The 22,116-nt window shown below is 43.9% G+C and carries 22 protein-coding genes, 1 pseudogene and 1 riboswitch; of the genes and pseudogenes, 16 read left to right on the forward strand and 7 right to left on the reverse strand.

Going from position 1 to position 22,116, the window contains the following annotated elements:
• Positions 1–6 precede the first annotated feature (6 nt).
• On the reverse strand, positions 7–1,491 hold the full coding sequence (gene modF / locus IQ209_RS03455; protein WP_193849011.1) for a molybdate ABC transporter ATP-binding protein ModF: 1,485 nt from the start codon (positions 1,489–1,491) through the stop codon (positions 7–9).
• 117 nt (positions 1,492–1,608) lie between these two features.
• The gene (gene modE / locus IQ209_RS03460; protein ID WP_193849012.1) at positions 1,609–2,400 is read right to left on the reverse strand and encodes a molybdenum-dependent transcriptional regulator; all 792 of its coding nucleotides are present in this window, start codon (positions 2,398–2,400) and stop codon (positions 1,609–1,611) included.
• 176 nt (positions 2,401–2,576) lie between these two features.
• On the opposite strand from modE, the gene IQ209_RS03465 reads away from it, so the two are divergent.
• The 4 genes from IQ209_RS03465 to modC all read left to right on the forward strand — a co-directional run bounded on the left by IQ209_RS03465 (position 2,577) and on the right by modC (position 5,471).
• The gene (locus tag IQ209_RS03465) at positions 2,577–2,711 is read left to right on the forward strand and encodes an AcrZ family multidrug efflux pump-associated protein (RefSeq protein ID WP_193849013.1); all 135 of its coding nucleotides are present in this window, start codon (positions 2,577–2,579) and stop codon (positions 2,709–2,711) included.
• A 221-nt stretch (positions 2,712–2,932) separates the two neighbouring features.
• On the forward strand, positions 2,933–3,703 hold the full coding sequence (gene modA / locus IQ209_RS03470; protein ID WP_193849014.1) for a molybdate ABC transporter substrate-binding protein: 771 nt from the start codon (positions 2,933–2,935) through the stop codon (positions 3,701–3,703).
• A 17-nt stretch (positions 3,704–3,720) separates the two neighbouring features.
• Entirely contained in the window at positions 3,721–4,413 is a 693-nt protein-coding gene (gene modB, locus IQ209_RS03475; protein WP_193849015.1) for a molybdate ABC transporter permease subunit, read from the forward strand.
• The gene (modC, locus tag IQ209_RS03480) at positions 4,407–5,471 is read left to right on the forward strand and encodes a molybdenum ABC transporter ATP-binding protein ModC (RefSeq protein WP_193849017.1); all 1,065 of its coding nucleotides are present in this window, start codon (positions 4,407–4,409) and stop codon (positions 5,469–5,471) included. Before modB ends, modC begins: the two co-directional genes overlap by 7 nt.
• A gap of 55 nt (positions 5,472–5,526) precedes the next feature.
• On the opposite strand, the gene IQ209_RS03485 is transcribed toward modC, so the two are convergent.
• Positions 5,527–6,342: a pyridoxal phosphatase gene (locus IQ209_RS03485; protein WP_193849019.1), complete on the reverse strand. Its 816-nt coding sequence runs from the start codon at positions 6,340–6,342 to the stop codon at positions 5,527–5,529.
• 202 nt (positions 6,343–6,544) lie between these two features.
• Between IQ209_RS03485 and pgl the strand changes: the two genes are divergently transcribed.
• The gene (pgl, locus tag IQ209_RS03490) at positions 6,545–7,531 is read left to right on the forward strand and encodes a 6-phosphogluconolactonase (RefSeq protein ID WP_193849021.1); all 987 of its coding nucleotides are present in this window, start codon (positions 6,545–6,547) and stop codon (positions 7,529–7,531) included.
• A 74-nt stretch (positions 7,532–7,605) separates the two neighbouring features.
• Here pgl and IQ209_RS03495 read toward each other — a convergent pair whose 3' ends face one another.
• Complete coding sequence (locus IQ209_RS03495) at positions 7,606–8,184, reverse strand: hypothetical protein (protein ID WP_193849023.1); 579 nt, start codon at positions 8,182–8,184, stop codon at positions 7,606–7,608.
• 277 nt (positions 8,185–8,461) lie between these two features.
• Entirely contained in the window at positions 8,462–9,730 is a 1,269-nt protein-coding gene (gene bioA, locus IQ209_RS03500; protein ID WP_193849025.1) for an adenosylmethionine--8-amino-7-oxononanoate transaminase, read from the reverse strand.
• Positions 9,731–9,825: 95 nt separating this feature from the next.
• Here bioA and bioB point away from each other — a divergent pair, with 95 nt between their 5' ends.
• From bioB to IQ209_RS03530, 6 genes and pseudogenes are all read left to right on the forward strand, one after another.
• Positions 9,826–10,866: a biotin synthase BioB gene (bioB, locus tag IQ209_RS03505; RefSeq protein ID WP_193849027.1), complete on the forward strand. Its 1,041-nt coding sequence runs from the start codon at positions 9,826–9,828 to the stop codon at positions 10,864–10,866.
• Positions 10,866–12,017, forward strand: coding sequence for an 8-amino-7-oxononanoate synthase (gene bioF, locus IQ209_RS03510; protein ID WP_193849028.1), 1,152 nt, complete (start codon positions 10,866–10,868; stop codon positions 12,015–12,017). Before bioB ends, bioF begins: the two co-directional genes overlap by 1 nt.
• Complete coding sequence (bioC, locus tag IQ209_RS03515; protein WP_193849030.1) at positions 12,001–12,774, forward strand: malonyl-ACP O-methyltransferase BioC; 774 nt, start codon at positions 12,001–12,003, stop codon at positions 12,772–12,774. Before bioF ends, bioC begins: the two co-directional genes overlap by 17 nt.
• Positions 12,764–13,447, forward strand: coding sequence for a dethiobiotin synthase (gene bioD / locus IQ209_RS03520; RefSeq protein ID WP_193849032.1), 684 nt, complete (start codon positions 12,764–12,766; stop codon positions 13,445–13,447). The genes bioC and bioD overlap by 11 nt, the downstream gene beginning before the upstream one ends.
• A gap of 601 nt (positions 13,448–14,048) precedes the next feature.
• Complete coding sequence (gene uvrB, locus IQ209_RS03525; RefSeq protein WP_193849035.1) at positions 14,049–16,076, forward strand: excinuclease ABC subunit UvrB; 2,028 nt, start codon at positions 14,049–14,051, stop codon at positions 16,074–16,076.
• 59 nt (positions 16,077–16,135) lie between these two features.
• Positions 16,136–16,325 (forward strand): annotated as a pseudogene (locus tag IQ209_RS03530) (antitoxin).
• A gap of 123 nt (positions 16,326–16,448) precedes the next feature.
• On the opposite strand, the gene yvcK reads toward IQ209_RS03530, so the two are convergent.
• Positions 16,449–17,357, reverse strand: coding sequence for a uridine diphosphate-N-acetylglucosamine-binding protein YvcK (yvcK, locus tag IQ209_RS03535; RefSeq protein WP_189758145.1), 909 nt, complete (start codon positions 17,355–17,357; stop codon positions 16,449–16,451).
• A 225-nt stretch (positions 17,358–17,582) separates the two neighbouring features.
• Positions 17,583–17,739: riboswitch (molybdenum cofactor riboswitch) on the forward strand.
• On the opposite strand from yvcK, the gene moaA reads away from it, so the two are divergent.
• The 5 genes from moaA (at position 17,729) to IQ209_RS03560 (ending at position 20,817) form a co-directional block, all read left to right on the forward strand.
• Positions 17,729–18,709, forward strand: coding sequence for a GTP 3',8-cyclase MoaA (gene moaA / locus IQ209_RS03540; protein ID WP_193849036.1), 981 nt, complete (start codon positions 17,729–17,731; stop codon positions 18,707–18,709). Its footprint overlaps the riboswitch before it by 11 nt.
• A gap of 33 nt (positions 18,710–18,742) precedes the next feature.
• Entirely contained in the window at positions 18,743–19,222 is a 480-nt protein-coding gene (moaC, locus tag IQ209_RS03545; protein WP_193849038.1) for a cyclic pyranopterin monophosphate synthase MoaC, read from the forward strand.
• Positions 19,219–19,464: a molybdopterin synthase sulfur carrier subunit gene (gene moaD, locus IQ209_RS03550; RefSeq protein ID WP_193849040.1), complete on the forward strand. Its 246-nt coding sequence runs from the start codon at positions 19,219–19,221 to the stop codon at positions 19,462–19,464. Before moaC ends, moaD begins: the two co-directional genes overlap by 4 nt.
• Positions 19,465–19,466: 2 nt before the next feature.
• A complete protein-coding gene (moaE, locus tag IQ209_RS03555; protein WP_193849042.1) occupies positions 19,467–19,919 on the forward strand; it encodes a molybdopterin synthase catalytic subunit MoaE in 453 nt (150 codons plus the stop codon).
• A gap of 187 nt (positions 19,920–20,106) precedes the next feature.
• Positions 20,107–20,817 carry a Bax inhibitor-1/YccA family protein gene (locus tag IQ209_RS03560; protein ID WP_193849044.1) on the forward strand — a complete coding sequence of 237 codons (711 nt, stop codon included), beginning with the start codon at positions 20,107–20,109 and terminating at the stop codon, positions 20,815–20,817.
• 191 nt (positions 20,818–21,008) lie between these two features.
• Here the strand turns inward: IQ209_RS03560 and IQ209_RS03565 are convergent, their stop codons facing one another.
• The gene (locus IQ209_RS03565; protein ID WP_193849046.1) at positions 21,009–22,115 is read right to left on the reverse strand and encodes an ABC transporter permease; all 1,107 of its coding nucleotides are present in this window, start codon (positions 22,113–22,115) and stop codon (positions 21,009–21,011) included.
• Between the last annotated feature and the right edge of the window lies 1 nt (position 22,116).

A 22,116-nucleotide genomic window follows, 5' to 3' on the forward strand; every position in this document is an offset into this window, starting at 1 on the left:
AGAAGATTACAGCGATTCTAAGGAAATACTTTCAGTTTCATATCGATAGATATCACTGTCAGGAATAAATCGCAGGCGATGGGTAATGCACTGTGGCGCATCTTCCTGATGATGAGAAACAAACAGAAGCTGCGTATCACCATGAGCAATCATGATATCAATGAAGCTCAGGACTAACTGGCGGTTTAGAGGATCAAGCCCTTGCAACGGTTCATCTAAGATCAATAAAGCGGGATGCTTCACCAGAGCGCGGGCAATCAAAACCAGTCTCTGTTGCCCCCATGACAGACTATGAAAGGGACTCATTGCTATTGTTCCCGATAATCCCAATAAACTCAGCCATTCATCGGCTAACTGTTGCTGTCGATCTGAAACGGCCTGATAGAGTCCTATTGAATCGAAGAAACCTGACAGGATAACATTTCGAACTTTGGTACTGACACGATACTCCAGATGAATACTGTTACTGACATAACCAATATGATGTTTGATGTCCCAAATCGTTTCACCACTTCCCCGTTGGCGGCCAAATAATATTAACTCATTGCTGTAACCTTGCGGGTGATCGCCCGTAATCAGGCTAAGAAGTGTCGATTTACCCGCGCCATTTTCACCGATGATTTGCCAGTGTTCACCAGAGTTCACTTGCCAGCTTAAGCCGTGCAAAATGGGTTTATCATTGTATTGAACAATAACATCACGCATTGACACCAACGGTTGATCAGCGGGAAGTTGCCCATCAATTCGGTATTCATCTGCTTCGGGAAGACGAATATTTTTCAGCCCTTCACTGTGTGCTAACTGTGCCACGAGAGATTCTGCCAAAATGTGTTCTTTCATTCCGGCCAGCGTCAGGTGGCAATCCGCCAGTACACCGATTTGTTCGACAAAATCAGGAATTTCATGGAATCGGGTTAAGATTAAAACTAAGGTAATGCCTTTTGCCGCCAGAGAACTTAATAATTGGGTAAGTTGATTGCGGGCATAACTGTCTAGTCCATCAAAAGGTTCATCAAGGATAAGCAGGTCCGGGTTTACCATTAATGCTTGACATAGCAAAACCTTACGAACCTCCCCTGTTGAAAGGTATTTGAATCGCCGTGAGAGCAGATCCTTAATACCAAAATATTCGCTTAATTCGAGACATAATTCATTGTCTTTATGGTGAAGTTGGATGATGTCTGCGGCAGTGCGTCCAGTATCCTCTTCGCCTTCACTGAGCAAATCTGTATTGTTGCGTTGCCACTCTTCATCAATCAGTTTTTGTAATTGTTCGAAAGATAGACGTATTGGTGTGCGAAACGAACAATGACGGTCACCTGTCAATTGAATTAATTCATCCGACAGTGCACGCGCCAATGAAGATTTTCCACTGCCATTTGCGCCAACAAAAGCCCAACTTTCTCCAGAAATCATTTTCAGTGACGGTAACCGTAGGGTACGGGTGTCACTTAAACGGAAACTACCTTGCGTTATTTGCAATTCAGACATTCTTCTTCCTTTTTAAGCAACATCAATTAAAGGATCATCAGAAATAAGCGGAATAAAGTTCAATGTCAATGTGTCGCTGTTTGTTATTCATTGAGGGGGAGTTATTTTTGTCATCGGTTAACATAGGGTAGCAATAATCACTTTGTCGGCATTGAAAAGTGCGGTGGCAGAATCGCGGGGCTGGAGCTGTAAACGCGTTATTTCCTGATTAGATAATGTAACGCAAAGGGATTCACCGCCATCAAGTGTCAGAATAATTTCACTGTATTCTGTTCCTGTTTCAATATGGCTAACCTGGCCGGATAGGACATTATCGAATGAAACAGAAGGAGCATGATCTTTAGTTAAGGTTATCCACGGCGCTTTAATTAATACCAGCACTTCTTTTCCAGTGACTAAATTCAGTCGATTGGCACTTTGTTCCGTTACAACCGCATAGACTGATGTGTTACCTTCTGCCAGCAAAATACGAACATGTTGTTGAATATTTGTCTGGCTACGCTCAATGATCGTACCAAAAAATTGATTTCGCGCGCTGGTTTGTAACGAAAAACGAGATATAGCCGCAAGCAAACTGTCCAGAGGCAGGGAATCCTCTTTCAAGACATCAAACGCTTTTTGTTGGATTTTCTCCAGCAAATCATAAAGCTGCAACAGACGTTCGCCATAATGGGTCAGTTGGGCACCGCCGCCACCTTTTCCGCCTGTGGCACGTTCCACCAGGATCCCATCGGCGAGCTGATTCATTTCATTGATGGCATCCCAGGCACTTTTATAGCTGATCCCAGCCTGTTTTGCGCCTTGGCTGATAGAACCCGTGATTTTAATTTGCTTAAGCAACGCAATTCGTCGGGGATCAGCGAACAGGCGTTGTTGCAATTTTAGTGTTAACAATATTTGGGCTTGCATAGTGATTTATTTAGGGTAACTATTTGAGAGTTCTTACAACATAACCATAAGAATCGCACGTTTCGTCGGTTACTGTTACTGTTTTATTGTCTAGAATAACCCAATTAACGTCTGTGTTATGTCAGATTCAGATATGACACAGTGAATTTGTTAGTCACTCAGGATATGAGGTTAGCATGTTTGAATTGCTTAAAAGTATGGGATTTGCGCTGATCATGGTCCCCGTGGTGATGGCGGCTATTTTGGCATTGATTTACGGGCTTGGAGGATTATTCAATCGTATCTCCAAAACAGAAAATACCCGTCGTTAATCTTGAGCTTTGTCATTTCTATTACCCGGTTATCCGGGTAATCATCAATTCCTGCCTTATTCTTTATATGCAACTTTTTGTATGTAATTTTTGCATTGAGATCAACTTAAAAACTAAAACTAACTCACAACTTGCCGATTAATCTCAGAATAGCGTTTTCATTTAACGTTGTATCTTGTTATACACAACGCACCATATTGATTAGCGTAAGTGAGTATAAAATGAAATATAAAGTTTATCAGTTGCTGACAGGAGCTGTAGTTTCTTTTGCACTTGCTGGAAACGTTTGGGCAGCAGATAAGGTAACGGTTTTTGCAGCGGCTTCATTAACGAATGCATTGGATGATATTGCGGTACAGTATAAAAAAGAGAAACGGGGCGATATTGTTGCCTCTTATGCATCATCATCAACATTGGCTCGCCAGATAGCTCAGGGAGCTCCGGCAGATATTTTTATTTCTGCCGATCAGCAGTGGATGAATTACGCGACTGACAAACAATTAATTGCCGAAAATACTCGTCATACCTTGTTGGGTAACCAGCTTGTCCTGATTGCGCCGAAAGAGAGTCAATTGAATCAAGTTGAGATTAACCAAGAAACCAAATGGCAGTCTTTGCTGGCGGGAGGGCGATTAGCGGTTGGCGATCCTGATCATGTACCCGTTGGTATTTATGCTAAAGAATCACTGCAATATTTGAATGTATGGGATACGGTTAATCCATTGATGGCACGCACTAACAATGTGCGTAGTGGTATGGCGCTGGTAGAACGTGCCGAAGCCCCGCTGGGCATTGTTTATGGCTCTGATGCCGTTGCCAGCAAGAAGGTGAAAGTGGTGGGGGTTTTCCCTCCTGAAAGCCATAAACCGGTGGAATATCCGATAGCAATAGTCAAAGGTCATGAAAAACAGGCTGTTCGCGATTTTTATGATTACCTTAAAACCCCTGAAGCTGCTGTTATTTTTAAACGTTACGGCTTTAGTCCACTGTAGGAACGGATCTTTTGGAGATGTTAAGTGAATATGAATGGCAGGCAATTTTACTGAGCTTAAAAATCTCAGCGATTGCTGTGCTATTCAGTTTGCCATTTGGGATCTTAATGGCATGGATGCTGGCTCGTTGCCAGTTTGTTGGTAAATCCCTGCTTGACGGCATTATTCATCTGCCACTGGTATTACCGCCAGTCGTAGTCGGATATTTGTTGCTTATCAGCATGGGGCGGCGCGGAGTCATTGGTGAATTCCTTTATGACTGGTTTGGTATCAGTTTTGCGTTTAATTGGACAGGGGCGGCATTAGCTTCGGCTGTGGTGGCTTTTCCACTGATGGTCAGGGCCATTCGGTTGTCATTGGAGAGCATTGATCGGCGCCTGGAACAGGATGCCCGTACTTTGGGGGCAGGTTCGTTTAAAGTCTTTTTCACCATTATCTTGCCATTATCATTACCCGGTATCATTGTTGGTGCGGTATTGGCGTTCGCCCGCTCGTTGGGAGAATTTGGTGCCACCATTACCTTTGTTTCCAATATTCCGGGGGAAACCCGAACCATTCCTCTTGCCATGTATACTTTGATAGAAACGCCAGGTGCTGAAACTGCCGCTGCCCGTTTGTGTGTTATCGCCATTGTATTGGCTCTGATTTCATTGATGCTCTCTGAGTGGCTGACACGTTGGGGCAGAAAACGTTTGGGGGCAGCATGTTAGAGTTGGATTTTGAGCAGCGCTTGGGTGAGCTTCACATGCAAGTGAATACCACTTTGCCAACAGAAAGCATTACTGCCGTATTTGGTCTTTCGGGGGCAGGAAAAACCTCACTGATCAATGTGATTGCGGGATTGAGCCATCCACAAAAAGGCCGCATTGTTTTAAACGGTACTACTTTAGTGGATACAGAACAAAATATCTTTGTGCCACCGGAGAAGCGCCGAATTGGTTATGTTTTTCAGGATGCACGACTTTTCCCGCATTATCGCGTGAAGGGAAACTTACAGTACGGCATGGCGCCAGAGATGAAACCACAGTTTGACAGCATCATTGGCCTGTTGGGAATTGAACATTTACTGTCACGTTTCCCCATCACGTTATCTGGCGGAGAAAGACAGAGAGTAGCGATTGGCCGTGCATTATTGACTGCCCCTGAAATCCTGCTTATGGATGAGCCACTGGCATCATTAGATTTACCGCGTAAACGCGAATTATTACCTTATCTTGAAAAGTTGTCCAAAGACGTCAAAATCCCGATCCTTTATGTCAGTCACAGTTTGGATGAAATTTTACGTTTGGCAGAGAATGTTATTGTCATGGACAACGGAAAAATCAGGGCAACAGGAACCTTGGAAGAGGTCTGGTCGAGCAGTGCATTGCGTCCATGGCTGCAAAAAGAGAGTTTGGGCAGTATACTAAACGTTTCTGTTATGGAGCATCATCAACGTTATCAAATGACTGCCGTCGCGGTGTCTGACAAACTTCTTTGGTTGCCACAAGTTAATGCTTCTCCAGGAACGGATCTGCGTATCCGTATTGATGCATCCGATGTTTCTTTAGTCCTGGAACCACCAAAATCCAGCAGCATCCGTAACACCTTACAAGTCAAAGTCATTGAGTTTTTTGAAGATAATGGTCAGGTTGATGTCAAATTAGCAGTGAGTGAACATAGCTTGTGGGCAAGAATTACGCCGTGGGCGCGGGAAGAGCTTAATTTGCGGGCAGGGCAATGGTTGTATGCACAGATAAAAAGTGTTTCGTTGAATCGTCACTTATAACTATCTGGAACATTATATAGGGAGCAGAGCAGTGGACTGATTTGCTCCCGTTGAATTACAGTACGTATTTTCTCAGAACTTCAGCAATGCTAGGTTGGGTATTATCCCGTGTGACAATATCTGCCCGTTCTTTGACGGCATCAACGCCATTACCCATAGCGACACCCAACCCAACGTTCTCCAGCATACTGAGATCGTTATAATTATCACCAAAAGCAATCACATCTTTCATACCCATGCCTTGCGATTCCACCCATTGCTGTAACCGCATGCCTTTACTATTGCCTTTCTTGGCGATATCGACCTGATCAAACCATGACCATTCACACTCAAGGCCAACATTTTCTTCAATTTGTTCACTTATCTCACGCAGTTTCACTAAATTGGATGAGCTGGTAGCGAACTTCCAAATAGCACTCACATTGTGGATTGCATCGTGAAAATTCTCCGTTTGCTGGATATTAGGGCGTTGATGTTCAGGCAAAGAATCCGACCATGCAAGGGTTCGGACTACTGTGTGAGGAAATTGATATAAAATGGCATCATCAACATACATCAAATGCTCAATTTCTGTGCCTTGCAGATAGGAAAGTGCTTGAGAGGCTTCTTGAGCGGAGAGCGGATTAGAGGCCAATATTTTCTTTGCATGATAATCATAGGAATAAGCCCCATTGCAGCAGATGGCAGGCGTATCGAGTTGCAATGCTTGATAGAAAGGATGGATGGCGACATGATGGCGTCCAGTGACAATCAAAACTTTGATACCTGACTGGCGGGCTTCATTTAGGGCTGCCAGTGATTCGGGCAGGATACGTTTTTGTGGATCGAGCAGTGTTCCATCGAGATCCAGCGCAATAACGCGATACGACATGAGTTGTCCTCTAAGTTGTCCATGATATAAACAAAATATTATACGTTAGTTGAATATAGTTAAACCGTCATATACCAATTGCCTTTCAAGATGCGTCGTGGGGATTGCAAGCTGCAATTTGAAAATGGACAGTTTAGCAGGCAAAATCTTTCAAGAATCGTTACAGATCAATGAAATGGTAATGAAGTATTAAGGAGAGAACATGAAACAGGTGGTTTATACAGCCAGCCCAAATAGCCAACAAATTCACGTGTGGTCGCTGAATGTAGCAGGGGAACTTGTGCTTCTCCAGACTGTAAATGTGCCCGGTGAAGTACAGCCAATGGTTGTTAATCCTAATGGCAAACACTTATATGTAGGAATTCGTCCGCAATTTAGTATCGTCACCTATGCAATTGGGGCAGATGGACGTCTTGAACAACTGGCTATTGCACCATTGCCGGGTAGCCCAACGCATATATCTACTGACAGAACAGGGCGTTTTTTATTTTCTGCATCTTACAGCTTTAATAACTTAAGTGTTCATCCTATTGATAAAAATGGGATCGTTAAAGCACCAAATCAAATTGTAGAAGGTCTGCAAGCGCCACACTCTGCCAATATTGATCGGGAAAATCGTCAACTGCTGGTTCCCTGTCTGAAAGAAGATCATATTCGTATTTTCAACTTGGATGAGCAGGGTTATTTGACAGAAAGCCGGACAGATGAAATGACGACAGCAGCAGGCGCAGGCCCACGTCATATGGCATTCCATCCGGAAAAACGGGCGATTTACTGCATTAATGAATTGGATTCAACCGTTGATGTTCTGCGTCAATGGGAAAAATACCGTATCGTGCAATCAGTTGATTCGCTGCCGACAGATTTTTCCAACGTTCGGTGGTCGGCAGATATTCATATCACACCGGATGGCCGACATCTTTATACCAGTGAACGTTCAGAAAGCCTGATCAGCCATTTTCGCGTTTCAGAAGAGGGTTATCACTTGACATTAGCCGGTCATTATCCGACAGAAACCCAGCCTCGTGGATTTGCCATCGATCACAGTGGTCGTTTCCTGATTGCATCAGGACAGAAATCGGATCATATTTCTGTATCACGTATTGACGAATATTCGGGGGAATTAACGCAACTGGCGCGTTATCCGGTTGGCAAAGGCCCGATGTGGGTGACGGTATTGGCACTGTAACCTTGGGCTTCCCAGTCACATAGCTTGCTATGTGACTGGAGAATACGCCACTTAAGATAAAAAATTAATGCAATTTATTGTTGGATCAAATTAAAAGATCCGATACCAGATAAAACAATAGGATGTGTGATTAATATATGGTTCTGTTGTACAGAATATAAATCTCCCAAATAAACATTTCCTTTTAAAAGACGTAATATAATATTTCTTGGGTAAATATAAAGTTGAATATTTAATGGCGCGTTGATAATGGAATAAGGATATTTTACGACGCCGCCAAGGTGAATATTATTAAAATTCAGTAGTGGTGTGTTATATCCTCCCTGAATATAGCCATTGAAATTGGTTTTTTTACCTATATTGGGTTGATGTCCAATAATGGCAGGGTAAGAAGATACCTGGATAAAGGGATAACTGCCATATTGATGATATGTGTTAATGTTAAAATGCCCACTGATAAATTCTGTTTGTTGCAGGGCAGGGCTGGTTAAGGAATCTGGTTTGACATTTTCTGCAAACAGATGAGCTAATTCAGGCTTTTCTTTTGCCAGGTTTTCATAATGTAAAATTTCTTGTTCATACCTGTTTTTAGATAGTTCAAATACATCCTGCATTTCTTCATTGGAAGGTGTGATTAAATTTTCTGTATTCATGATATTTTCCTTTTTATTTAAATGAGTGTGGTTACGTCATGAATATACCAAATAAATTATTTTTAAGTGACGCAATAACCTCTATTTTGGTCATTAATATTTGTCAGTGATTGTCGTTTGGGGATGCATTTTATTCCAGTCACATAATGAGATATATACTCAACAAACTTCAAGTTGCAATCCACAAGACGAGGCGAGGCCTTATATCTCCCCGCTTCGCGGGGAGATATAACACACATCTTGAAGTTGGATTGGTATATGACTGAATAATTCTTATTTAATTTATTGCACCAGTAATTGCCTTTGTCAGTCTTGATAGTTGTTCTGTTTGAATAATATAAGGTGGCATCAGGTAAATCAACCGACCAAATGGCCTGATCCATACCCCATGCTGGACAAAATGGCGTTGCAATGAAGCGACATTTACGGGCTGTTTCATTTCAACCACACCTATCGCGCCCAAAACCCGAACATCTTTGACTAAACTATGTGATTTGAGGGGAAATAGTTCTGCTTTTAATTGAGTTTCAATTGCTTGAATACGTTGTTGCCACGGGCTATCAGCGAGCAATTTCAGGCTGGCACTGGCGACGGCACAGGCCAGAGGATTGCCCATAAAAGTGGGGCCATGCATAAAACAGCCCGCTTCACCTTGACTGATTGTTTCAGCAACATGGCGGGTAGTCAGCGTTGCAGACAATGTCATATATCCCCCCGTCAATGCCTTACCTAAGCACACTATATCCGGTTCGATCTGCGCATGTTCACAGGCGAATAACTTGCCAGTTCGCCCAAATCCGGTAGCAATCTCATCTGCAATTAGCAAGATCTGATATTCATCACAAAGCTGACGAACCTGGCGCAGATATTCAGGATGATAAATTCGCATACCGCCAGCACCCTGAACAATAGGTTCTAAAACCACAGCGGCTATTTCATCATGATATTGCAACAATAATTGTTTCAAAGAATCGATATCTTCCGCTTGCCATTCATCACCAAACTGGCATTGCGGAGCATCGGCAAACAGATGATTGGGGAGATAGCCTTTGTACAGGTTATGCATGGAGTTGTCTGGATCGCAGACAGACATAGCCCCGAAAGTGTCGCCATGATAACCATGACGCAAGGTCAGGAAACGATGGCGTTTTTTCTCTTTGGCCTGCCAATATTGCAATGCCATTTTCAGGGCGACCTCGACGGCGACAGAGCCTGAATCCGCCAAAAAAACACACTCCAAAGCATCTGGTGTCATCGCCACCAATTGCCTGCACAGTGCAACCGCAGGAGGATGGGTTATGCCGCCAAACATAACATGGGACATCTTATCGATTTGTGATTTTGTGGCTTCATTGAGAACAGGATGATTATAACCGTGGATAGCCGCCCACCATGAAGACATACCATCAATCAACGTGCGACCGTTTGATAAAACCAGCTCTACACCTGTGGCTGATACGACAGGGTAGGTGGGAAGTGGATTTGTCATTGAGGTATACGGATGCCAAATATGGCGCTGGTCAAATTCAAGATCTGAAGGAGTCATAATAACTTTGATGTAAACCTTTTTTGGTTCATTTTGGTTGACATGATAACGGTGTTATTTAAACTGGCAACATTTTTTACATCGGAGATGTTATTGTGAGCGAGCGTCAACAATGGACAATCAAACAAACACAGGCGTTGTTTGATAAGCCTTTTTTTGAATTATTATTTCAGGCACAGCAGGTGCACCGCGAACATTTTGACCCACAACAAGTACAGGTCAGTACCCTGCTTTCGATAAAAACAGGGGCTTGTCCAGAGGACTGTAAATACTGTCCACAAAGTTCCCGCTACAAAACGGGCCTGGAAAAAGAGCGGTTGATGGAAGTGGAAAAAGTCATTGAATCAGCGCACAAAGCGAAAAATGCGGGCTCAACCCGTTTTTGCATGGGGGCTGCCTGGAAAAACCCCCATGAACGTGATATGCCGTATTTGGAGAAAATGGTCAAGGAAGTCAAAGCATTGGGGATGGAAACCTGCATGACGCTGGGAATGCTGAACCACTCTCAGGCACAGCGTTTGGCGGAGGCAGGTCTGGACTATTACAACCATAACTTGGACACCTCGCCAGAATTTTACGGCAATATCATCACCACTCGCAGTTATCAGGACAGACTGGACACGTTGGATAGTGTCCGAAATGCAGGCATCAAAGTTTGTTCTGGTGGTATCGTTGGGTTGGGAGAGCAGATTCGTGATCGGGCAGCATTATTGGTGCAATTAGCAAACCTGCCTAAGCCACCGGAAAGTGTACCGATCAATATGCTGGTAAAAGTAAAAGGAACGCCGCTGGAAAATAATGAAGATGTCGATCCTTTTGACTTTATTCGTACCATTGCTGTGGCACGGATCATGATGCCAAAATCTCACGTCCGTTTATCCGCTGGACGTGAACAGATGAATGAACAAACTCAAGCCATGTGCTTTATGGCGGGGGCTAACTCCATTTTCTACGGCTGTAAATTGCTGACGACACCAAACCCGGATGAAGATAAAGATCTGCAACTGTTCCGCCGTTTGGGTATCAACCCTCAACAGACAAAGACGGCATTTGGTGACAATCAGCAACAGCAAAATTTGACAGAAGCCATCATTCATAATGCTGATAACGAACAATTCTATAATGCGGCAATATGATGAGCTGGTCAGACTTTCTCTCCCGACGTTTGGCCGAACGTCAAGACACCCCGCTGTGGCGCAACAGGCAAGCCCATCACGGATCTGATGGACGTTTATTATCCACTTCGGACGGACAATATCTTAATTTTTCCAGTAACGATTATCTTGGGCTGAGCCAACATCCACAGATTATTGCTGCCTGGCAACAAGGTGCCCAGCAATATGGTGTGGGCAGTGGTGGTTCAGGGCATGTTACGGGCTACACTGCTGCTCATCATACTCTGGAACAACAATTGGCTGAGTGGTTGGGATACTCTCGTGCTTTGCTTTTCATTTCCGGCTATGCCGCTAATCAAGGCGTGATTGCGGCTTTGATGGAACGAGAAGATCGCATTATTGCCGATCGCCTGAGCCATGCGTCGTTGCTCGAAGCAGCAACGCACTCTCCCGCACAACTGCGGCGTTTTCTGCACAATGATATGGGGTCTTTGCAGCAACATTTGGCAAAAGCATGTCTTGGTAAAACGCTGGTAGTCACGGAAGGTGTTTTTAGCATGGATGGCGATTATGCACCACTTGACGCTATTGCGCAGCAAGCCAAATCTACAGCAAGTTGGCTGATGGTGGATGATGCTCACGGTATCGGTATTCATGGTGATGAAGGACGTGGCAGTTGCTGGATGCAAAATGTTAAACCAGAGATTCTAATCGTCACCTTTGGCAAAGCATTTGGATTGAGTGGCGCCGCCGTTTTATGTGATGAACAAACCGCAGAATACTTGCTCCAATATGCCCGGCATCTGATTTACAGTACCTCAATGCCTCCCGCGCAGGCGGTGGCACTTTCCGAAGCCATACGGCAAGTCAAGGCTGGGGATGAATTGCGTCAGCATTTGCGAGACAACATTCGCTACTTTCGCCGCGAAGCACAGCATTTGTCTTTTGCATTGATGAATTCAGAAACAGCCATCCAGCCGTTAATTGTTGGTGATAACGAGCGTTGTACCGCACTGTCTCATGCGCTTAAGCAAAAAAAAGTGTGGGTTAAAGCGATACTTCCCCCCACAGTTCCCTCTGACAGTGCGCGATTGCGTATTACATTGACAGCAAACCATACACAGCACGACATTGATGCATTACTGGAGGCGTTGCATGGATCTGGTTGTTAAATCCGTTGACAAGCAAGCGATTGCCGGTGCTTTTGGACGTGCGGCTGCCAAATATGACACAGTGGCTAAATTGCAACAGCAAACCGGTGAGTATTTGTTGGGATTGGCACAAGCGGAAGAGATTGGTGGACGAGTGCTGGATGCGGGGTGCGGAACCGGTTTTTTTAGTGCTCGTTGGAAACAGTTGGGGAAACAAGTGCTCGCACTGGATTTGGCTTCCGGTATGTTGGGACATGCAAAAGGGCAGCACGTTGCTGATTATTATTTGCAAGGGGATATCGAACATTTGGGGTTGGCGGATAACAGCGTTGATCTCTGTTTCAGTAATCTGGCGGTACAATGGTGCAATAATTTGCCATGCGCATTGCGCGAATTTTATCGTGTTACACGTCCTGGTGGACTGATCGTATTTTCCACGCTTGCACAGGGTTCACTGAATGAATTGGCCGTTGCTTGGGCGCGAGTGGATGATTATCGACATATTAATCATTTTCTGCCATTGCGAGCAATTACCCAGGCATGTCAACCCTATCGACATAAAGTCATTAACCGGCAATATGACCAGCATTACCCACAACTGTTGCCCTTACTGAATTCTCTAAAAGGGATTGGGGCAACACATCTGCATTATGGCCGCCAGCAGGGGTTAATGACGAGAAAACGTCTAACTGCGCTTGCCGAAGCATATCCACGGAACAATGGGGATTACCCATTAAGCTATCAAATTGCTTTTGGAGTCATTTATTGTGACAAATAAATATTTTCTTACAGGAACCGATACCGAAGTAGGTAAAACAGTGGTGAGTTGTGCTTTATTGCAAGCGGCTAATAAGAAGGGATATTTGACTGCTGGTTATAAACCCGTGGCATCTGGCAGTGAAATGACGATTGAAGGAATACGCAATGGTGATGCACTGGCCTTACAGCGTAATAGCACGGTGCCACTGACTTACCAGGAAGTGAATCCATTGGTATTTGTGGAACCGACATCGCCACATATTGTCAGTGCGGAGCTTAACCAGCCAATCGATTTTTCCGTTTTATCGGCAGGCTTGGCCGTTTTGACAAAAAAATCTGACTGGGTTTTGATTGAGGGCGCAGGAGGATGGTATACGCCATTATCGGAAAATACGACGTTTGCTGATTGGGTGATTCAGGAGAATTTACCGGTAATTTTGACAGTCGGTGTCAAATTGGGCTGTATCAACCATGCGGCATTAACCGCAAAGGCTATTCAGTATGCGGGGCTAAAACTGGCAGGCTGGGTTGCCAATGAAATTGAGCCGGCTGGCAAACGTCAGGCTGCTTATTTGGAGACACTGGAGCGTATGATCCCTGCACCTTTGCTGGGAATTATTCCCCATTTGAATGAGTCATGTGATAAAAATCACATAGGAAAATATATTACTATTGATTCTTTGGTTAACTAATTGTTTACTGTGGGTTAGTTAACATTGACGCTTAATGTGGTTTTTTAATCGATGTTCTTACGTAGAAGATGTTTTATTTCAACAACCATTGAGCCATTTTTGATCAACAAATAGCGTGAATCAATCTCAAAGCAGCATAAAAATATTCCACTATTGAAAAAATTTATAAGTGGGGATAACTCTGCAACTGCCCATGCTTAATAGGTTTTGCTGAGTTATCCACTATTCCTGTGGATAACCTTGTGTGTTAGTTTTAGAAAAGTATCCTCGTGCAAGGCAATACGCGGCTTGCGCCAGATTTGCTGTTATTCTCTACTTGGTTTTTTTTACAATCAAAATCAATATGTTAAATAAAATCAATTCCTTTTTGCATCTCTTTGCTATTCAGTGCTTTATCATTTCAGTCGCTAATACGAAAATAGAAAAAAGCCAGATCATTAGCTGGGGATAAAAATAGTCCATCCTTGATGTTAAATAAAGGTTAATACCATAAGATTAATAACATCCGGGCAATAACATTATTTTGCCAACTTACTTGAAGCTGGTTTTTTATCCAGTATGATAAAAAGAATTTTGTCGGTGTATGGATGGTGTGGGGAAAATGAGCAAAGAAACAAATAAAATATTTAAGTTACATTCTGATTTTAAGCCGGCAGGCGATCAGCCATCGGCCATCAGACAGTTACAGGAAGGGCTGGAAGATGGGCTAGCCCATCAAACACTTCTGGGGGTAACTGGATCGGGTAAAACTTTCACCATTGCCAATGTTATCGCAAACTTAAATCGACCCACCATGATCCTTGCCCCCAATAAGACATTGGCAGCTCAGCTTTATAGCGAAATGAAAGCGTTTTTCCCTGAAAATGCAGTGGAATATTTCGTTTCCTATTACGATTATTACCAACCAGAAGCCTATGTGCCCAGTTCTGATACCTTTATCGAAAAAGATGCCTCAGTGAATGAACATATCGAACAGATGCGTCTGTCCGCAACGAAAGCCTTGCTGGAACGCCGTGATGTCGTCGTGGTGGCTTCTGTCTCCGCGATTTACGGTTTAGGTGATCCTGATAGCTATTTGAAAATGATGCTGCATTTAACCGAAGGTATGTTAATTGACCAGCGCGCTATCTTGCGTCGTTTAGCAGAACTGCAATATACCCGCAATGATCAGGCATTTCAGCGCGGAACATTTCGGGTACGTGGTGAAGTCATTGATATTTTCCCCGCAGAATCGGACGAACGCGCTTTGCGTGTAGAATTGTTTGATGATGAAGTCGAACGCCTTTCCCTGTTTGATCCGCTGACGGGACAAGTAGAATATCATGTGCCACGTTATACCATCTATCCCAAAACCCACTATGTCACGCCACGTGAACGTCTCCTCCAGGCGATGGAGGATATTAAGATTGAGTTGGAACAACGGCGCAAGATCCTGTTGGCGTCAGACAAATTATTAGAAGAACAACGTGTCACCCAGCGAACCCAATTCGATCTCGAAATGATGAATGAATTGGGCTACTGCTCTGGTATTGAAAACTACTCCCGTTATCTGTCCGGCCGTTCTGCCGGTGAACCACCCCCAACGCTGTTTGACTACCTGCCAGCAGAGGGCTTGCTGGTGGTGGATGAATCCCACGTTACTATCCCACAGATTGGCGGGATGTATCGGGGGGATCGCTCCCGCAAGGAAACATTGGTGGAATATGGCTTCCGTTTGCCATCAGCGTTGGATAACCGTCCATTGCGGTTTGAAGAGTTTGAGGCGCTGGCACCACAGACCATTTATGTTTCAGCCACTCCCGGCAATTATGAATTGGAAAAATCCGGTCATGAAGTTGTTGAACAAGTTGTGCGTCCAACGGGGCTGATTGACCCGGAAGTTGAGGTTCGTCCTGTGGCAACCCAGGTAGATGATCTTCTGTCTGAAATCCGTATCCGAGCGGCAAACAATGAGCGCGTGTTAGTCACCACCTTAACCAAACGGATGGCGGAAGACCTGACTGAATATTTGGAAGAGCATGGTGAGCGAGTGCGTTATCTCCATTCCGACATTGATACTGTAGAACGGGTGGAAATTATCCGTGATCTTCGTCTTGGTGAATTTGATGTTTTGGTTGGCATCAACTTACTGCGCGAGGGCCTGGATATGCCGGAAGTTTCCCTGGTGGCAATTTTGGACGCAGATAAAGAAGGTTTCCTTCGTTCAGAACGCTCCCTGATTCAAACCATCGGCCGTGCAGCACGTAACCTGAATGGTAAGGCCATTTTATATGGTGACAAAATAACGAATTCGATGGCAAGAGCTATTGAAGAAACAGAACGTCGTCGAGCCAAGCAACAGGCATTCAACAAGGAACACGGTATCGTACCGCAAGGTTTAAAGAAAAAAATTGGTGATATCCTGAAGATTGGTCAGCCGGTTAATGGTAAAGGGAAGGCTAAAGGAAAAAATAAAGTTACTTTAGGTACAGATGATTACCGTAACCTGTCAGCGAAAGAGCTGGAGAGAAAAATCCGTGAACTGGAAGAGAAAATGTACCAACATGCACGGGATCTCGAATTTGAACAAGCAGCCAATATTCGTGACCAGGTTCAGGCATTGCGGACGCAATTTATTACTAATTCCTGAAAATTTATATTCGTTTTTATGTGAGCCATCGTGACTGGTTAATTGGTCTTTTATGGAATATGGCGACTGTCAGTGCTGGAAAGGGTTCTCCAGTTGCTATATTTGAATAGAAATAAACCTGCATTTTATTGTGTTCCCGCGGAACTGTATGAAAAAATGTTGGATGCTTTGGATGATCGGGAATTAGTCAAGATAGTGCAGGTGCGTGAAAATCAGCCTCTAGTTGATGTGGATTTGGAGCAGTATTGATGATTTATACGGTCAAATTTAGGGAAGATGCGGCAAAAGAGTGGGCTAGACTGGATAACAATATTTATCATAAAAAAGACAAACCCCATTATTTTAAATAGAGTTTGTCAGTGGACTGAAATACTAACCCAATTTTTGCAGAGTATGCTCAATTGCCTGGCGCAATAATTCACGGTCGTGACGGTAAGGGACATCCTGCGCTTCTAAGACCTGTTGTGTCACAACGCGGTCACTGAAAGGGCTGATATCAGTACGTGGGCCGACAATAAGCGCATTAATCATCTTACGGCCAATCTTATTCTCCATGATTGCCAGTTTATCTTTTAATGATAAATTGGCAGCAGCGTGGCTGAGTTCTTTTCCTAAGTTACCGATATAAATCATGTTTGCATTACTGCGCCGTAAGGATTGGGTTAAATCTTCCAAGAGCAACAGTGGCATCAGGCTGGTGAAAAAGCTACCAGGGCCGATCAAAATCAAATCTGCTTGCTCAATGGCATCCAGTGCTTCTTTAGTGGCATTGACATGAGGGTAAAGCAATAGTTCCTGTGGTACGCAATTCAGTTGATCGATATTCACTTCACCATACACAGTATTGCCTTGATCATCGACAGCCATCAAATCAACCGACTGCTCTGACATCGGAATCAACTGTGCATTGACTTTCAGCAGATTGCGGAGCAAGTTAATCGCCTCAAGCGGACGAACACTTAAATGATCCAGGGCTTTCAACATCAGGTTGCCTAAATTGTGGCCAGATAATTCGCCATTACCACTGAACCGATATTCAAACATGGCAGAAGCAATGGTCGGTTCCGTGATTAACTGATTGAGACAATTGCGCATATCTCCCCACGCAATTCCACCTTCTGAACGTCGTATTCTGCCGGTTGAACCCCCATTGTCCGTTGTCGTGACAATGCCTGTCAGGCGTGCGCCAAGGGAAGAAAGGGAAGACATAACGCGTCCAAGTCCATGACCGCCTCCAAGGGCGACAACGCGATCCAAATCAGCTAATGTGCGATTTCGCATAGGATTCCTGTTACTGGCTAAATATAGGGGCTCTAATAAAACGCATGTAATTTATCACAAAATATGATGCTTTCAGAAATTGACGTGATTTTATGCAATCATTACGGAATGACAGCCTGTAAATACCGTAGGGAACGGGTGTTATCGAGATTTGTTAACTCGTTGTATAATAAGATATATATTGGATCATGAATTAGCTTTTTATTTTAGGTTCATATAAAATTTAACTGATATTAACTCCTGGTCTCTGTGTCTAAGTCGCTGTTCTATCAAAGGGATATCACATTGATATGATGCTCTGGCCGTGGCTCCTGAGTCACCAGGATGCCAGGTAGAAATGCCGGCATCTCCTGTACTTGGAAGGTGTTATTGTGGAACAACTTGTAGATGCATTCTCGCGTAAGTTCTATTACTTAAGATTGTCTATTACCGATGTGTGTAACTTTCGTTGCACCTATTGTCTGCCTGATGGATATCAGCCTCATGGCCATAAGTCATTTCTTTCCTTGCCAGAAATTCGTCGCATTAGCCGGGCATTTGCTGAACTTGGCACAGAAAAAATCCGCCTGACAGGAGGAGAACCCACCATGCGCCGTGATTTCTGCGACATCATCGCAGCGGTTCATGAAAATCCGAAAATAAAAAAAATTGCTGTTACAACTAATGGTTACCGTATGGAGCGGGATGTCTCCCAATGGAAATCAGCTGGCCTGACCGCGATTAATGTGAGTGTTGATAGTTTGGATCCCCGCCAATTTTACGCTATTACCGGACAAGATAAATTTTTCCAGATTATGCGCGGCATTGACGCGGCTTTTGAGGCGGGGTTCAACGCAGTGAAAGTCAATGTCGTATTGATGAAGAATGTGAATGATACCAACTTGCCTGCCTTTCTTGATTGGATTAAACATCGTCCTATCCAGTTGCGTTTTATTGAACTGATGGAAACGGGAGAAGGCAGTGACATTTTTCATCGTCATCATCTTTCTGGAGACGTGCTCCGTCGCCAACTGTTACAACAAGGGTGGCAACAACAGCAACGTGCGCGTAGTGATGGTCCGGCTCAAGTTTTTCATCATCCCGATTATCAGGGAGAAATTGGCCTTATCATGCCGTATGAAAAAAATTTTTGCCAAAGCTGCAATCGCCTGAGAGTATCCGCAATTGGCAATCTTCATTTATGCTTGTTTGGAGAACAGGGCATTCCATTGCGTGATTTATTGTCTGATGATGCATCACTGGATACTCTGAAACTCCGTATTCAAGGTGGATTGCGTCATAAGCGTGAAACTCACTTTTTACATCAAGGGGACAGCGGGATCACCCCGAACCTTTCTTTTATTGGCGGCTAGCTTGGTTGCAAGATTTATTTTCAGGAGCAAAGAATGTCTCAATTAACCCATATCAATACATCGGGTGAAGCTCATATGGTGGATATTTCTGCCAAATCAGAAACAGTGCGTGAAGCACGGGCAGAAGCCTTTGTTGAAATGCAGACTGAAACCTTGGCCATGATTATCGCGGGTGATCACCACAAAGGGGATGTTTTTGCGACCGCCCGTATTGCAGGCATTCAGGCAGCAAAACGGACATGGGAATTGATCCCGCTTTGCCATCCTTTGCTGCTTAATAAAGTGGAAGTCCGGCTGGAAGCACAAACGGAACATAATCGGGTTAGAATCGAATCCTGTTGCCGCCTGGCGGGGAAAACAGGTGTGGAAATGGAGGCTTTGACGGCGGCATCTGTAGCGGCTTTGACCATTTATGACATGTGCAAAGCAGTACAAAAAGATATGGTCATTGGGCCTGTGCGTTTGTTGGAAAAAAGTGGTGGCAAATCAGGAAATTTTAAGGTGGAGTCATGATAAAGGTGCTGTTTTTTGCTCAAGTCCGCGAATTGTTGGGAACGGATTCACTTGAACTACCTAATGATTACCTAACTGTAGCGCATCTTCGTCACGCACTGACTGAAAAGGGGGAACGATGGGCGCTGGCACTGGAAGAAGGTAAGGTGTTGTCTGCCGTAAATCAATCTTTTGTCCATGCTGAATATGCCTTGGAGGATGGGGATGAAGTGGCTTTTTTCCCGCCTGTTACGGGGGGATAAAAATGGAAAATACCCGTATCAGTGTCCAAAAGGAGACATTCAGTGTTGGGAAAGAATATCAATGGCTCTCGCAGTGTGATGAAGATGGCGCTGTTGTGACTTTTACCGGCAAAGTTCGCAACCATAACTTGGGAGATAATGTTAACTCCCTGACATTGGAGCATTATGCCGGCATGACAGAAAAAATGTTGCAGAAAATTGTTGATGAAGCCCGCCAACGTTGGCCTTTGCAACGAGCCTGCATTATTCATCGCATTGGCGAATTGTACCCAGGGGATGAGATTGTATTTGTTGGTGTCACCAGCTCTCACCGCGATATGGCTTTTATGGCGGCTGAATTCATCATGGATTATCTGAAAACCAAAGCCCCATTCTGGAAAAAAGAATCACTTGTGGAGGGAGAGCGTTGGGTAGAGGCGAGACAGAGTGACCGGGATGCGGTAAATCGCTGGTAAAACAGCGTTTGGTAGATCGTTCTGCGGACTATCTCGAAAACTGGACAAATAAATAATATGTCACTGAAATTGCCATTAATTGGCGGATGGTTTTATTAATGTTCTATGCTAATGTATAACTTTTGAATAGATTGTTTATTTTTAAACATTCTTAATCCTTAAACATTATCATGAAAAGGTAATCATCATGGATCGATATCAACGTTCTAATGATTCGATTGTCCAGAAAGCGGGTTCTGGTATACAAACATACATGGCACAAGTCTACGGTTGGATGACTTGTGGCTTGCTATTAACTGCATTTGTTGCATGGTATGTGGCAAATACCCCTGAAATTTTATACGCCATTTTCAGTAGCTCTATTGTTTTCTATGGCTTAATCATTGCACAGCTTGCGTTAGTCTTTGTGCTGTCTGGTTTGGTGCATAAAATGAGTGGAGCACTGGCGACAGGGCTGTTTATGCTGTATTCCATGCTAACGGGGCTGACACTTTCCAGTATCTTTGTGGTTTATACCAGTAGCTCTATTGCCAGCACATTTGTTGTTTCAGCGGGGATGTTTGGTGCCTTGAGCGTTTATGGTTATACCACTAAGCGTAGCCTGAGTGGTCTGGGTAGCTTCCTGTTTATGGGGCTAATCGGCATCGTTCTGGCTTCTTTGATAAACATCTGGCTGAAAAGCCCGGCATTGATGTGGGCAATCACCTATATCGGTGTTGTGATTTTTGCTGGTTTGACGGCATACGATACCCAAAAACTGAAAGAAATGGGTGAACAATTGGATGTTAACGATAAAGAAAACCTGCGTAGGTACTCAATTACTGGCGCACTGACGCTGTATCTGGACTTCATTAACCTGTTCTTAATGTTGTTGCGTATTTTGGGTGATCGCCGATAGTCACTGATAGATTGAATTATCACTCTTAAACCACCTCCCATGGAGGTGGTGATCGTTCCTGTAGAGGGATCATGCTAAAATAATTAGAGATGAGATGTTTCCTGAAAAGAGAAAATTGAGAAAGAGAGCTTAATCTATCAATGTTCATCTGCTCTCTTTTCTATATAACCGAACTCTTGATTGGATTATTATCAAGCAATCTTACTCCGAAACAGCCGATAAGCGATCCCTCCGGTTGTGGCAGTAATTACCAATAAAGGCCATAAATTTGGCCAGATAACGGATAAATCAGCGCCTTTCAAATAAATCTGCTTGGTGATATCAGTAAAGTGCCGGATTGGATTAATCCAGGTGATATTTTGTAACCAAACGGGCATATTCTCGACCGGAGAGATATAACCAGAAAGCAGAATAGCGGGCATCATAAACACAAATACACCAATAAATGCTTGTTGCTGGGTGGAACAGACAGCAGAAATCAGCAAACCGAAACCCACCAGGGATAAGCCATAAATCAACATACAGCTATAAAATAGCAGCAATGAACCCGCGAAAGGAATTTGATAGAACAGCGTTCCAATCAGCAAAACAATGCTTGCTTGCATCGTCGCCACAACCAATGCTGGAATAGCCTTGCCAAGGAAAATTTGCCAGGTCGCCAGTGGAGAAACCAGTAATTGATCCAGCGTTCCTTGTTCCCGCTCACGGGCGACTGACAACGCTGTGACAATCAGTACACCAATCGTGGTAATCATGGCAACCAGCGACGGTACAACGAACCATTTATAATCCAAATTGGCGTTATACCAGTTACGTACAATGAGCTCACTATTATTGAAATTAGGGGCATTTCCCAACAGTTGTTTTTGGTAATCCATCACAATTTGCTGGATATAGTTGGCTGCAATTTGGGCACTGTTTGAATTACGCCCATCCAACAAAACTTGAATTGATGTCGGGTTATGGTTGGCGAGATTAGCACTGAAATTTGGGGGAAAGCGTACTAATAATAATGCCTTGCGGTTATCCAGAGTAGGGCGGATCTCTTGCGAACTGGTTAGCAAAATAACATCAGGAAATGCTTTTGATTTTGCCAGTCGTTGGGTTAATTCAATCGATGCCTGTCCCTTATCTTCATTATAAATGGCGATGGTGGCATTTTTGACTTCCAGTGTTGCTGCCCACGGGAACAGGATCATTTGTATAATCACGGTCAAAATCAAAATGTTCCGTGTTTGAGGCTCTCTCAGAAGAGACTGCAACTCTTTCATAATGAGTGTATACAGACGATAAAACATG

Origin of the sequence: Xenorhabdus sp. BG5 (assembly GCF_015163665.1) — a bacterium.
In the GTDB taxonomy this organism is placed as follows: Bacteria; Pseudomonadota; Gammaproteobacteria; order Enterobacterales; family Enterobacteriaceae; genus Xenorhabdus.